This window comes from Luteithermobacter gelatinilyticus (genome assembly GCF_005849285.1).
GTDB lineage: Bacteria > Pseudomonadota > Alphaproteobacteria > Sphingomonadales > Emcibacteraceae > Luteithermobacter > Luteithermobacter gelatinilyticus.
Map to the genome: position 1 here is coordinate 1,761,869 of NZ_CP040517.1, position 13,044 is coordinate 1,774,912.

Sequence of the window (13,044 nt, forward strand, 5' to 3'; positions counted from 1 at the left end):
CAGATACTGGAGATACGGAACTAAAGATACGGAACTTGATCAGGGATAAGGATGAACCAAGACTGTTCGCAAAAAAATCAAAAACTGGGCTTTGCAGCCTGATATCATAATTTCATGAATGATGCTGTTAAGTAGCAAATACCATGCCATCTTTAAAAGGCTCATATATTATAAGAAGTTGCGGATATACCCTGTCCCCGCATGGCCACAACTGTAATAAATTCCGACACCCCTTTTGCCGAAAAACAAGGCGCAGCGCGGTATAAGAAATATTTTTTATCTTTATTTCAAGGCATTAGGAAAATAATCTAGATCGTAAAGCAGGAGCGACAGCTGTCAAAAATCTTTACACATTATTTTAAGGCAGAAAAAGACATTGTCTTACAATATCTTGGCAAGGAGCCCCCAAGACACCCGCAAAATGCATCAGAATTTCCGATTATTTCACGGGTTTATGGGCCATCCCGGGGTGAGTGTTCTTCTGATCCACTTCATCATATCCTGCATCTTCGCGGATTTTCCGGAACACGCCCTGCGCGCCCTTGACGATTTCCGGTTTAACCGTGACAATCCGATTGTCCGTCAATTGGTGCAGCGCCTCGGCAACGGTTCTGGCCCGACCCAGTTTTTTCAGATTCATCATGGTTGGAAACATCAGGGTCCCCCTGGATTCCTCGATCAGTTCAAGCGGCCGGACCCAGCGGACCTCAACCGCTTCCCTGCCATCGGGGCTGGCCACCTGCCCTTCCGGGGCCATGCACAGAAAGAACCGGGTATCAAAGCGTTTGGGATATTGTTCAGGCGTGATCCAGTGGGCAAAAGGACGGCAGTCCCGCACCGATAACTTCAGGCCGGTTTCAGCCAGAAATGTCCGGACATCAAGACGGTTTTCCAGAAATTTCCGACGGTATTTCCGGTCCAGTTCCGCCCGAACCGCCTCATCAACCAACCGGCCGTTGCGTTCCCCAATAAGAAGACCGGTTTCTTCAAAAACCTCTCGCAACGCAGCGTAGCGCATGCCCCGAAACATCTGAGGCAGGTCGTCCTGATGGGACTCGGGGTCTGCTTCTTCTGCTTGCCGATCCGCGGGATCCACCTTGCCACCGGGAAAAACATAGGCCCCGCCGGCGAATTTGATATTCTGGTGGCGTTTCACCATCAAAATTTCAAGCGTGCCGTATTCGGGGTGACATTCCGCACCGTCCCGGATGATCATAATCGAGGCGGAATCAACAGGTTTTACAGGCGTATCAGTCATGAAGGCAGTCCCGGCGGTTTCATATTCATTGTCAACTCCATCAAGCTATAAGCCCCGTTACAGGCGAAGGAAAGGTGAATGTCTTTTCAGGATGAGAATAAATCTGCATACCCCCTGCTTGAACCAGGCTCTGGCAAAAATTATCAAATCTCCTTAGCGTCCAGAATACCTTTCATGGTGACCAAGGCATTGCGCACGGGCGGGGAAATCGTATAGCCATCCGGCAATTCAATATCCACATCATAATCGCCCGCGTCCTCGACTTTCAGTTTGAAGGTGACGGTGCCCCGCCCGCCTTTATAGTTGTCCAGTAAATCCTTGACCGCCGCCAGAGAAGTGGTCTCTTTCAGATAAATTTCCAGCCCCTTGGCGGTACGGGCCGCCACCGCGTCGATGGCTTCGATGCCCTGGGCGGTCACCCGGAGCGACCCGTCGTCACTAAAACGCACTTCGGCCGTGATAACGACGGACGTTCCAACCTCAAGAATGGGTCTGGCGGCATTCAGCACCTCGGAAAACAGGGTCACTTCATACGCCCCGGAACTGTCCGATAGGCCCAGAAAGGCATATTTGGTCCCGCGCTGGGACCGTTTTTCCTTGATGCTCTGGATGGTTCCGGCCAGCTTGATCGTGCCGCCTTTGCCGCGCGCGCTTTCGGCCATCTGGGTGGAAGGCACCACCTTCTGACGTTCCAGCACCTTGCTATAGGCTTCCAGAGGATGCGCAGACAGATAAAAGCCCACGGCATCCTTTTCATAATTCAGCCGGTCAATCAGCATCCAGTCATTGACCTCCGGCAGCACCAGTTTCGGTTCCTCCACCACATCGCCGAACAGGCTGACCTGGTCGCTGTTGCGTTCCTGGGTGGCGGCGCTGGCCTGCTTCAGAATCAGTTCCACGGACTGGAACACCTGAGCCCGATTAGGATTCAGGCTGTCCAGTGCGCCGGATTTGGCGAGGTTTTCCAGAGCACGCTTGTTGATATATTTGGTGTCAATCCGGCGGCAGAAATCGGCCAGATCCTTGAATGGACCGTTTTTCTCCCGTTCCCTGATCAGGCTTTCCATAGCCGAGCTGCCAACATTTTTGAGAGCCGCCAGCGCATAACGCACCCCCCTGAGCACCCCATCGCCGCGGGCGCCGCCGATTTTCTCCTCATCTTTTTCGCCCTCAATAATCTCCACAGAGAATTCAACTTGAGAAGCATTGACATCCGGCGGCAGGATTGGAATATGCAAGCTGTTAAGCTCTTCCTTGAACACATGCAGCTTGTCCGTGTTATTCAGATCCAAAGACATGATCGCCGCCATGAATTCCACCGGATAATTGGCCTTGAGGTAAGCGGTATGGTAAGCCACCAGCGCATAGGCCGCCGCATGGGATTTGTTGAAGCCGTAGCCCGCGAATTTCGCCACCAAATCAAAAATATGGGCCGCCTGTTTGGGATCAACGCCCTTCTTTTCGGCCCCTTCCTGAAACCGCAAGCGCTGTTTATCCATTTCGGAGGCGATTTTCTTCCCCATGGCGCGGCGCAGCAGGTCGGCCTCGCCCAAGGAATAATCCGCCAGAATTTGGGCAATCTGCATCACCTGTTCCTGATAGATGATCACCCCATAGGTTTCCATCAGTACATCTTTGAGCAGCGGATGCAGATAATCCGGTTCTTCCTCGCCATGCTTACAGGCAATATAGCGCGGAATATTGTCCATCGGACCCGGACGGTACAAGGCGACAACGGCGATGATGTCTTCGAACTTGTCCGGTTTCATCTGAACCAGAACATTCTGCATGCCCGTGCTTTCCAACTGAAACACGCCCACGGTCTTGCCGCTGCCCAGAAGTTCATAAGTCGGCCCGTCATCCAGGGGCACTTGCGAGAGATCTATGGAAATGCCGCGCCGGGCGATGTTGTCCACGGCCTTGTCCAGCACGGTGAGCGTCTTGAGCCCCAGAAAATCGAACTTAACGAGTCCCGCCTGTTCCACAAATTTCATATTATACTGGGTGACAGGCATGTCGGATTTGGGATCGCGATAGAGTGGCACCAGCTTGTCCAGCCGCCGATCCCCGATCACCACACCCGCCGCATGGGTCGAGGCATGGCGGTACAGCCCTTCCAGTTGCAACGCCATTTCAATCAACCGCGCCGTGGTGGGATCGCTGTCCCGTTCCTCCTGCAAGCGTTCTTCCGTCTCCAGGGCTTCCGCCAGCGAAATCGGATTGGCCGGATTGCTGGGAATCATCTTGGACAGCCGGTCCACCTGCCCATAGGGCATTTGCAGCACCCGCCCCACATCACGCACCACGGCCCGCGCTTGCAGTTTTCCAAAAGTAATGATCTGCGCGACCTGGTCATGGCCGTATTTGTCCTGTACATACCGGATCACACGGTCACGCTTTTCCTGACAAAAGTCGATATCGAAGTCTGGCATGGACACCCGTTCGGGATTCAGAAACCGTTCGAACAGCAGACTGAAGCGCAGCGGATCCAGATCAGTGATCCGCAGCGCCCAGGCGACCACCGACCCCGCCCCGGACCCACGTCCAGGTCCCACAGGAATGTCGTGATCCTTGGACCATTGGATAAAATCGGACACGATCAGGAAATACCCCGGAAAGTCCATCTTGATGATAATATCCAGTTCATATTCCAGCCGCTCGAAATAAGGCTTGGCCTTTTCGCGGCGCTCCTCATCGCTTTCGTCACCGGTAAAGACATGCCTTTCCAGCCGCTTTTCCAGACCTTCCCGGGCATAAAGACGCAATGTTTCAGCTTCCGACGTGTTTTCATCGGCCGTAAATTTGGGCAAAATCGGATCAACAGTCGGCACCTTGAACGCACAACGACGGGCGATGACCACCGTGTTGGCCAAAGCTTCGGGCAGATCCGAAAACAGCTCCGCCATTTCCTCAGGCGACTTGAAATAATGTTCTGGGGTGAGCTTGCGCCGGTCCTCCATCTCCACATAGGCGCCTTCCGCGATGCACAGCAAGGCGTCATGGGCCGCATACATGTCGCGGACCGGAAAATATACGTCATTGGTGGCCACCAGCGGTACGTCATGGTCATAGGCAAAATCCAGAAACGTTTCTTCCGTCGCCTGTTCCTCCGGCATGTCGTGACGCATGAGTTCCAGATAAAGGCGCCCTGGAAACAGCTCTTTCAGCTTTAGAAGAATCTGTTCCGCCCGGTCCCGTCGCCCTTCAAGAAGAAAACGTCCTATGGGACCCGCTGGTCCACCGGTAAGACAGATCAGTCCCGCCGTCCGGCCTTCCAGGACGTCCAGGTCGATCTGCGGCGTTTCGTGACCATCTGATTCGAGATGCGCCTTGCTGACCAGTTCCATCAGATTGTGATAGCCTTCTGTGGTCTGGGCCAGAAGTCCAAGCCAGCCAGGTTCGGGGGCCCGTTTCGTCTTGCCGCTCTCCTCTGCTTCATGGCGAATGGCCAGCGACGTACCCACAATGGGTTGAATGCCTGCGGCCGGCAGGGTCAGTGACGCTTCCAGCATGCCAAACATGTTATTGGTATCGGTGATCGCCACCGCCGGCATCCCGAACTTGTGACAGAGCTCCGGCAGCGCCTTGATATGAATGGCACCTTCGGACAATGAATATGCTGAATGAACTCTTAAATGAATAAATTTATGTTCTGTCATCAATTACATGACTTCTTTAAAGTGAAACTTTAAGATTGGAAATACCCGATAATACCCGCGGCAAGAACAGATTCGCACAAATATTGACCTGCATAAATCATATAAAGGCGAAAGCTCCGTCCCTCAAAAGCAAAACTGAGCGAAGAATTGGCCGCCAGAAGGCCGATCCCGACGATCAGGCCCATCACCAGACTCCCTGTGAAGTCCAGATTGGCCGCGGCAATAATAACCGCCAGGCTCAGCGCAAAAACCACACATACACCGCCGGCCAGAATCATTTCCCGTGTCGGATCACTCAGCGTTTCAGGCGACAGGCCGACTTCCTTCATCCAGACCTTACCAAACAGGAACGGGGAATACCACAGACCGCCAAGAATGAATTTGGCGACTGCCGCAAGAAAAATCGCCAACATATTCAGTGAGTCAAGTCCCATGATTCGCCCCTTTTCCCTAGCCCAGAATATCCACCCTTGATGTCGCCAACTATCACGATGAGAGGTTATGCCGGGTGCAGCGTCCCTTCGCGCAGTATAACACATCGATCCATTTTCTGGGCAAGATCGTAATTATGGGTGGCAATCAGCGCGGCCGTCCCCTCCTCCCGGGAGATACCCAGCAGAACCTTCAGCACCTCTTCCCCGGTGGCTTCATCCAGGTTTCCGGTCGGTTCATCGGCCAGCAGGATTTTGGGTTTATTGGCCAGCGCCCGGGCAATGGCGACCCGTTGCTGCTCGCCACCAGATAGGCGGCTGGGGCGGTGCTTCAATCGTTCCCCCAGCCCCATCTTTTCCAACAATTCCCCGGCCCGCGCCTCGGCCTCCTTTCTGGGGCGGCCGGCAATCATCTGGGGCATCATTACATTTTCCAGGGCGGTAAATTCTGGCAGCAGATGGTGAAACTGATAGACAAACCCGATCTCGTGTCGGCGGATCCGGGTACGCCGGAGATCCGACAGTGCATTACACGCCACCCCGTTGATGATCACCTCGCCCTGCTGGGCTTTTTCCAGGAGTCCGGCGATATGAAGCAAGGTGGACTTGCCCGCCCCGCTCGCTCCCGTCAACGCCACCATTTCCCCCCTGTTCAGGTGAAAGTCGACACCCCGGAGAATATGCAAATCCACGTCACCCTGGAAAAAATGCCGATGAATCCCCCTCAACTCCAGCGCCACGGAAGTTTCGTGTCCTGTCATCTTCGTCGCCACGGTTTCCGTCTTGTTCATGATATCTCCTCGCTCATATCCCTCATTCATATCTTAGGCCCCTCATTCATATCTCAGGGCCTCGACGGGGTCGGTTTTTGCCGCCCGCCAGGCAGGATATAGCGTGGCAAGAAACGTCAATGTGAGTGACACCGTAACCACGGCGATCACTTCATCGGGCTGGATGATGGCTGGAATTTCCGAAATAAAGCGGATTTCCGCGTTCCACAATTCCGCGCCGGTGGCCGTTTCCACGAAATCCACTATATTTTGAAGATTATCGGCCACCACGACACCGCCCGCCAGCCCCAGAAAAGTGCCCAGAATACCGATCAGGGATCCGGCAATAAAAAACACCCTGAGAATAGAAGCGCGTGAAGCTCCCATGGTTCTAAGGATAGCAATATCCTTGTTTTTGCTTCGCACCAGCATGATCATGGTGGAGATGATATTAAACACAGCCACCAGAATGATCAGAGTAAGAATGATGAACATCACATTGCGTTCAATTTGCAGCGCATTAAAAAAGCTGCGATTGAGCACCCGCCAGTCAATCAGTCGTCCCTGAAGCCCCAACTCCCGGATTCGTTGCTGAACGAAGGGATAGGTCTCCTCAATGAGATCCGGATGAGTGAGCGTGAGTTCCAGATACTGAACGCTGTTCTCATACTGGAAATATTTCTGGGCCTGATCCAGAGGAATAAAAAAATAGCTGCTGTCGTAATTATATTCGCCGACTTCAAATATGGCCTTGATTTCATAACTGGCTAGGCGCGGTACGGTGCCGAAGGCTGTAACCCGTCCCTTGGGCGTAATCAGGGTGATCAGACTGCCAATCTCCAGCCCGTAAGTATCCGCCAGGCGTTTACCAATGATAATATCGTGCTCCCCTGTCCCGAAATCCGTCAGGGACCCCGCCACGATGTTTTCTGCCACCAACGGGCGATGGCGCAGGTCTTCGGGCCGGATGCCCCGCACCATGGCGCCGGTGGCATAGTCGCCAAAAGACGCCATCACCTGCCCCTCGATCACCGGGTCCACCCGTACCACATTCTCCACAGTCGATAAGGCAGAAGCCGCCGCATCATAATCCGTCATGCGTCCGGCATAGGGCTGATACAATAAATGGCCCTTGAAGCCGATGACCTTGGACAGGATTTCCTCCCGAAATCCCCCCATGACTGACATGGTAACAATCAGGGCAGCCACACCCAGAAAAATCCCGACCAACGAAAAAATCGCAATGACGGAAATAAATCCCTCATGCCCTTTCAGTCTCAAATACCGGAAGGCCAAAGTCCACTCAAAGGCCCGAAACATAAACCGTCCTTTCCCGGCTTTCGACAGAGCCGAAATTATACATCATGGCGCGTGAGCACAACGAATACAACAAGACAAACTGCTGCGGCCATGACTGATTGGGCCATGCCATTGCCGTCTGTGGACCGCCATCCCCCTGCCCCGAAACAGGCGGGATCGCGATGACGCCTGACGAACATTGCCCTCACGCCGCCTGCCCCCGTTATGCCTTTGCGGCAAATCTGTTCAACACCTCGTCCACCGCCATTTCTTCACGCTGACCAGTGCGACGGTTTTTGATCTCGACCACACCTTTCTCCAGCCCCTTGGGCCCCACCACCACCTGCCAAGGCAGTCCAATCAGATCCATATTGGCAAATTTCATGCCGCCCCCAACATCCCGGTCATCATAGAGCACCTCAATGCCGGCCCTGAGCATTTTTTCATACAGATCCTCACTGGTCCGGGTACAGGCCTCATCCTTGGCCCGGAGATTCACCAACCCCACCTGGAACGGGGCGACAGCTTCCGGCCAGATTATACCGGCCTCATCGTGATTGGCCTCGATCAGCGCCCCCACAAGACGGGAGACCCCGATGCCGTAAGAGCCCATTTCCACGGTTAGCAGATTGCCATCCGGTCCCGTAACCCGGGCATTCATGCTGTCGGAATATTTGGTCCCGAAGTAGAAAATGTGCCCCACTTCGATGCCTTTGGCCACCCTTAAGTCTTCCGGGGCCACCGGGCAGTTCGCGGGATCGTGTTTTTCCTCTTCCATGGCATACAGGCTTTGAAGCTGGCGAATGGTTTCGGGATCAATATCCCCGGTCAGTTTATCCAGTTCGAAACCTTCGATCGCCTTGTCATAATACAGCGTGCTTTCACCGGTCTCCGCCAGGATCTGAAATTCGTGGCTCAAGTCTCCGCCAATCGCGCCGGTATCCGCCTTCACCGGAATGGCCACCAGTCCAAGACGGGCAAAGGTGCGCAGATACGCCACATACATTTTGTTATAGGAATCACGCGCCCGCTCCTGATCGAGATCAAAGCTGTAAGTATCCTTCATCAGAAATTCCCGGCCGCGCATAACCCCGAAACGCGGACGGATTTCATCACGAAACTTCCACTGGATATGATACAGAAGCTTCGGCAGGTCCTTGTAACTTTTGATGTTGTTCCGGAACAGATCCGTGATCATTTCCTCATTGGTCGGCCCATACAGCATTTCCCGGTCATGCCGGTCAGTAATCCGCAGCATTTCCTTACCATAGGCATCATAACGACCACTTTCCTGCCACAGCTCCGCCGACTGGATTGTCGGCATCAACAACTCCTGCGCCCCGGCCCGATTCTGCTCTTCACGTACAACCTGTTCGATGTTGCGTAATACCTTTAGCCCAAGCGGCAACCAGATATATATGCCGGCGCTCGTCTGGCGGATCATGCCAGCCCTCAGCATCAATCTGTGAGAAGCGATCTGAGCTTCAGTGGGCGTTTCTTTTAACGTGGGCAGAAAATATGTGGACAGACGCATTTTTTAACTCTGTTTTCTGTTTTTCGCAGTGATGAGTTTTGACTATAGTCTCTGTTATTAACAGGCTTTTTGCGGACTGCAATTATCTTTTCAGGGGAAGCTCAAGTTTTTCTGCCTCCCCTTCGGCACACAGCCGATGAATTTGAGCATAATAGGCTGGCGCTATCGGTTTGCCATTGAAATAGGCCAGGCCGTCGCGCACCTCCACATATCCCAGAATCATTTCCTGTTTCAATCCCGGATGACGGGCATAAAGCGCATTGTCCAGTTCTTTTGCCGTATCAAGAACCAGATAAAATGAAATTTCCGGCAAGACGTCAAACGCCCGGTTGTTCTCAAGATCCGCTGGGGGCACTTTGCGCCCCTTCACATCCACCCCGGGCCGGTAGGTCACATCTTCTTCTGGAACATGGCGGGTCAAAGAAACACAATCCTGTTTTTTGATAAGAATCGCCTGACCAGCCAGGGCCGTCTCCTGAAGCAGAAAAAGTCCAACTGTCATTGTGGCAAAAAACGCACATCTCATCAGTGATCCTTTCTATCCCCCTTTATTGTATACAATTTTTTCACCTGACCCGCATGTTGCAATTTTACAACAAAGTGGGAAAAATTGAAGTTTCATTAAATTTTAAAGATGACAAGCCGAAAGGACTGAACTAACGTTTCTGTCAAACGGGAGGCCCAAGTTTGGGGAGGGAAAAGCCTACACAAAACCAAACACGGGTAACATAAAAAAAGAAAAAGAAAAACCGGCAGAACGGTCTTAATAAAAATAAATAGAAAATAAAAAAAGCAAGGTCATGACCTTGCTTTTTTTATGGCTGTTCCCTTTTGAAAGCGGGCTGGCCGTGTCGGCTTAGAATGAATTGAGCCAACCTATGCACAATTCACTCTAGACAATCTGGTCACTCTAGACAATCTGGATCAGTTCGTATTTAACCACCATCCAAAAACACAGCCAGACAATAAAAGCCAATCCGGTGGTAATCAGCATCTTACGGCCAATCTGTGGTTTGACTGGAGCGCCTTTTTCGATGCCCTCGGGCAGGTTCGCCTGGTCTTCGCTTTCATGATGATTGCGAACGCCGAACGGTAAAACCATAAACAGGATCAACCACCAGGAAATCGTGAAAACCACAATATGACTGACGACACTCATCAGGCGCTCCTTGACCTCAAACCTCTTCCAGTTCCACCAGCGTGCCACAGAAATCCTTGGGATGCAAAAAAAGCACCGGCTTACCATGGGCACCAATCTTGGGTTCACCATCCCCCAAAATACGCATCCCGTCCGCTTTCAGCTTCTCTGCCGCCGCCCTGATGTCTTCAACCTCGTAACAGACATGATGAATGCCGCCGGCCTGATTTTTGGCCAAGAAACCTGCAATGGGGGAGTTTTCGCCCAAAGGATACAACAGTTCGATCTTGGTATTGGGCAGTTCCACAAAAACCGTGGTTACGCCGTGATCCGGCTGATCCACGGCTTCTGAAACCTTTGCCCCGAGCGTATCCCGATACAAGGTTGTCGCTGCATCAAGGTCCGGCACGGCAATAGCCACATGGTTCAGTTTTCCAATCATTGTTATTTCTCCCAATTGCACGATGTTTCTTTTTCGTCATTTCAGACGCGACAGGCTGACCACGGTGACAGGGCCTGTTTCGCGTTCGGTATATGTTTTCGCGGCCCGGCGGGCGGCAATTCTCACTTCTTCCTTCAGAAAACTGTCATCCTTCAGAGCCCGGGCAGGAAGCCTGTTCAAAACGTCCTCCACATTGCGGCGTATCTGCCGTTCCAGCCCCCCGTCCCCCTCATCCGCCAGCCCCAGAATGGTGATTTCGGGCACACAGGCCAGTTCCAGGTTCCGGTCCAGAACCACAGACACAACCAGACCCCCATTATACATCAGCCGCCGTCGGGTCACGATGGCCTCATCCTCGTCGGAAATCAGAAACTGACCATCCAGCGCCACCCGGCCATGTTCCACCTCATCAATGATTGCAGCTTCACCCGGCGCCAGCCGAATTAACGCGCCATTGCGCGGCACCACCACCTGCCCGACGCCAAGATCCCGGGCCAGTTCCGCCTGACGGGTCAGATGGCGCAGTTCCCCATGCACCGGCACGGCGATTTCGGGACGAATCCAGCGATACATTTGGGTCAGTTCCTGCTGTCCCGGATGACCGGACACATGCACAAAAGCATCCTTTTCCGTGATCACCTCTGCGCCCTTTTCGACCAACAGATTATGCAGCCGTCCCAGCACCAGCTCGTTGCCCGGGATAATTTTGGAGGAAAAGACCACCGTATCCCCCGCATTCAATGCAATATGGCGATTGGTGTCCTGAGCAATACGCATCATTGCCGCCCGTGCCTCTCCCTGACAGCCAGTGCAAATATACAACACCTTGTCATCAGGCAGATAACCAGCTTCCTCTTCATCAATCACCGGTGGGAAATCCTTCAGATACCCAACTTCCCGCGCAGCGGCCACATAACGTTTCAGCGACCGCCCCACAAGACAAAGATGGCGTTGACCGGCTTCGGCCACCCGGGCCAGTGTTTCCACCCGGACCACATTGGAGGCAAAAGTGGTGCAGAAAACCTTGCCCTTTTTATCTGAAAGCAGGCGGATCAGGCTCTCTCGCACCGCCTTTTCCGATCCTGTGGGTTGTGTATTGAAGACATTGGTCGAATCACAGACCAAGGCCAACACGCCCTCGTCCCCCATCCGCTTCATTGCTTTGTGATCCACAGGATCACCGATCAGCGGGTCCGGATCCAGTTTCCAGTCTCCGGTATGAAACACACTGCCCAGCGGCGTTTTGATCCGCAGGGCATTTGGCTCCAGAATGGAATGGGTAAGCGCCACCATCTCGATGCTGAAAGGGCCAAGCTCTATTCTTCCGCCCAAGGGCACCTCATGGACTACGGCCTCTTTCTCCAGCCCCAGCTCCTGCAATTTCCCCTGCAAAATCCGGGCGGTAAAGGGAGTGGCGTAAATCGGGCATTGAAGTTGCGGCCAGAGATAAGCCACAGCCCCAACATGATCCTCATGGGCATGGGTAATGACCAGTCCCAGAAGACGGTCCCGGCGTTTTTCAATAAAGCTGACATCCGGCATAATCAGATCAATCCCCGGCAGATAAATATCCGCGAAGGAAATGCCACAATCCACCATCAGCCAGTCCTGATCCCCCAGCGGACCATAGGCGTAAAGATTGAGATTCATACCAATCTCACCAGATCCGCCCAAAGGCAGAAAATGAAGCTCGGGAGTATGTTTTGATTTAGCCATGATCACATTTTGGATTTTGAGTTGCGCACATAAATCTCAAAAAGCCCACGTGTGGTCAATTCCTGATCGACAATTTCAATAATGTCGGTGGCGTCACTGAACAGCGGCGCCAGCCCGCCAGTTGCCAACACCTTCATCGGTTTTGCCGTCTCTGTTTGACGAAATTCCGCCTGAATGCGGGCCACAATCCCCTCAATCAGTCCCACATAGCCCCAAAAGATCCCCGACTGCATGGCGCTGATGGTCCCGGTGCCGATCACCTGCGGCGGTCGTTCGACGGCAATACGCGGCAATTTGGCCGCCGCCATATGCAGTGCTTCCACCGAAAGGTTCACTCCCGGTGAAATCACCCCGCCATGATAGTTTCCATGTTCGTCAATCACGTCGAAAGTGGTCGCCGTACCGAAATCAATAATGATCATCGGGCCACCATAAAGCCTTTGCGCCGCCACAGCATTCACCAGCCGGTCCGCGCCTACTTCCCGGGGATTGTCCAGCTTGACCTTAATGCCAAGCTCCACGCCATCTTCGCCCACCACCAGCGCCGTACAGTTAAAATACCGCCGACACAACAGCTGCAGCGGAAATAGCGCCTGGGGCACCACCGTCGCGATAATGGCTCCATTAATGCGACCCGGATCCACATTTTCCAGATTCATAAGCTGTGCCAGCCAGACCATATATTCATCGGCCGTGCGGCTCGCGGAACTGGAAATACGCCATTTGTGGCGCAGTTCCTTACCGTCATGGAGCGCAAAAACGATATTGGTATTCCCCGCATCAATGGCAAGCAGCAT

11 protein-coding genes are annotated in these 13,044 nt (G+C 53.2%); all 11 read right to left on the bottom strand.

Annotation, left to right across the window (positions count from 1 at the left end; genetic code table 11):
• Window positions 1-439 precede the first annotated feature (439 nt).
• The 11 genes from FE788_RS07970 to FE788_RS08020 all read right to left on the bottom strand — a co-directional run bounded on the left by FE788_RS07970 (window position 440) and on the right by FE788_RS08020 (window position 13,044).
• A complete protein-coding gene (locus FE788_RS07970) occupies window positions 440-1,258 on the bottom strand; it encodes an NUDIX hydrolase (RefSeq protein WP_138380136.1) in 819 nt (272 codons plus the stop codon).
• 143 nt (window positions 1,259-1,401) lie between these two features.
• A complete protein-coding gene (gene dnaE, locus FE788_RS07975) occupies window positions 1,402-4,917 on the bottom strand; it encodes a DNA polymerase III subunit alpha (protein WP_138380137.1) in 3,516 nt (1,171 codons plus the stop codon).
• Between the two features lie 29 nt (window positions 4,918-4,946).
• Window positions 4,947-5,351, bottom strand: coding sequence for a DUF1761 domain-containing protein (locus FE788_RS07980; protein WP_168190331.1), 405 nt, complete (start codon window positions 5,349-5,351; stop codon window positions 4,947-4,949).
• A gap of 65 nt (window positions 5,352-5,416) precedes the next feature.
• Window positions 5,417-6,139 carry an ABC transporter ATP-binding protein gene (locus tag FE788_RS07985; protein WP_246057890.1) on the bottom strand — a complete coding sequence of 241 codons (723 nt, stop codon included), beginning with the start codon at window positions 6,137-6,139 and terminating at the stop codon, window positions 5,417-5,419.
• Window positions 6,140-6,181: 42 nt separating this feature from the next.
• Window positions 6,182-7,438 carry a lipoprotein-releasing ABC transporter permease subunit gene (locus FE788_RS07990; RefSeq protein WP_138380139.1) on the bottom strand — a complete coding sequence of 419 codons (1,257 nt, stop codon included), beginning with the start codon at window positions 7,436-7,438 and terminating at the stop codon, window positions 6,182-6,184.
• Between the two features lie 202 nt (window positions 7,439-7,640).
• Entirely contained in the window at window positions 7,641-8,951 is a 1,311-nt protein-coding gene (gene proS / locus FE788_RS07995) for a proline--tRNA ligase (RefSeq protein WP_138380140.1), read from the bottom strand.
• Between the two features lie 82 nt (window positions 8,952-9,033).
• Window positions 9,034-9,477: a hypothetical protein gene (locus tag FE788_RS08000; protein ID WP_138380141.1), complete on the bottom strand. Its 444-nt coding sequence runs from the start codon at window positions 9,475-9,477 to the stop codon at window positions 9,034-9,036.
• Window positions 9,478-9,861: 384 nt separating this feature from the next.
• Window positions 9,862-10,110: a DUF1467 family protein gene (locus FE788_RS08005; protein WP_168190332.1), complete on the bottom strand. Its 249-nt coding sequence runs from the start codon at window positions 10,108-10,110 to the stop codon at window positions 9,862-9,864.
• A gap of 16 nt (window positions 10,111-10,126) precedes the next feature.
• The gene (gene mce / locus FE788_RS08010; protein WP_138380143.1) at window positions 10,127-10,531 is read right to left on the bottom strand and encodes a methylmalonyl-CoA epimerase; all 405 of its coding nucleotides are present in this window, start codon (window positions 10,529-10,531) and stop codon (window positions 10,127-10,129) included.
• Between the two features lie 36 nt (window positions 10,532-10,567).
• Window positions 10,568-12,247 carry a ribonuclease J gene (locus FE788_RS08015; protein ID WP_138380144.1) on the bottom strand — a complete coding sequence of 560 codons (1,680 nt, stop codon included), beginning with the start codon at window positions 12,245-12,247 and terminating at the stop codon, window positions 10,568-10,570.
• Window positions 12,248-12,249: 2 nt separating this feature from the next.
• Entirely contained in the window at window positions 12,250-13,044 is a 795-nt protein-coding gene (locus FE788_RS08020; protein ID WP_138380145.1) for a type III pantothenate kinase, read from the bottom strand.

Excerpts from the sequence above, each read along its gene's own strand:
- FE788_RS08000 (WP_138380141.1), bottom strand. The coding sequence starts at position 9,477 with ATGAGATGTGCGTTTTTTGCCACAATGACAGTTGGACTTTTTCTGCTT.
- FE788_RS07980 (WP_168190331.1), bottom strand. The coding sequence starts at position 5,351 with ATGGGACTTGACTCACTGAATATGTTGGCGATTTTTCTTGCGGCAGTC.
- FE788_RS07985 (WP_246057890.1), bottom strand. The coding sequence starts at position 6,139 with ATGAACAAGACGGAAACCGTGGCGACGAAGATGACAGGACACGAAACT.
- FE788_RS07970 (WP_138380136.1), bottom strand. The coding sequence starts at position 1,258 with ATGACTGATACGCCTGTAAAACCTGTTGATTCCGCCTCGATTATGATC.
- FE788_RS08005 (WP_168190332.1), bottom strand. The coding sequence starts at position 10,110 with ATGAGTGTCGTCAGTCATATTGTGGTTTTCACGATTTCCTGGTGGTTG.
- FE788_RS08020 (WP_138380145.1), bottom strand. The coding sequence starts at position 13,044 with ATGCTGCTTGCCATTGATGCGGGGAATACCAATATCGTTTTTGCGCTC.
- dnaE (WP_138380137.1), bottom strand. The coding sequence starts at position 4,917 with ATGACAGAACATAAATTTATTCATTTAAGAGTTCATTCAGCATATTCA.
- FE788_RS07990 (WP_138380139.1), bottom strand. The coding sequence starts at position 7,438 with ATGTTTCGGGCCTTTGAGTGGACTTTGGCCTTCCGGTATTTGAGACTG.
- proS (WP_138380140.1), bottom strand. The coding sequence starts at position 8,951 with ATGCGTCTGTCCACATATTTTCTGCCCACGTTAAAAGAAACGCCCACT.
- FE788_RS08015 (WP_138380144.1), bottom strand. The coding sequence starts at position 12,247 with ATGGCTAAATCAAAACATACTCCCGAGCTTCATTTTCTGCCTTTGGGC.
- mce (WP_138380143.1), bottom strand. The coding sequence starts at position 10,531 with ATGATTGGAAAACTGAACCATGTGGCTATTGCCGTGCCGGACCTTGAT.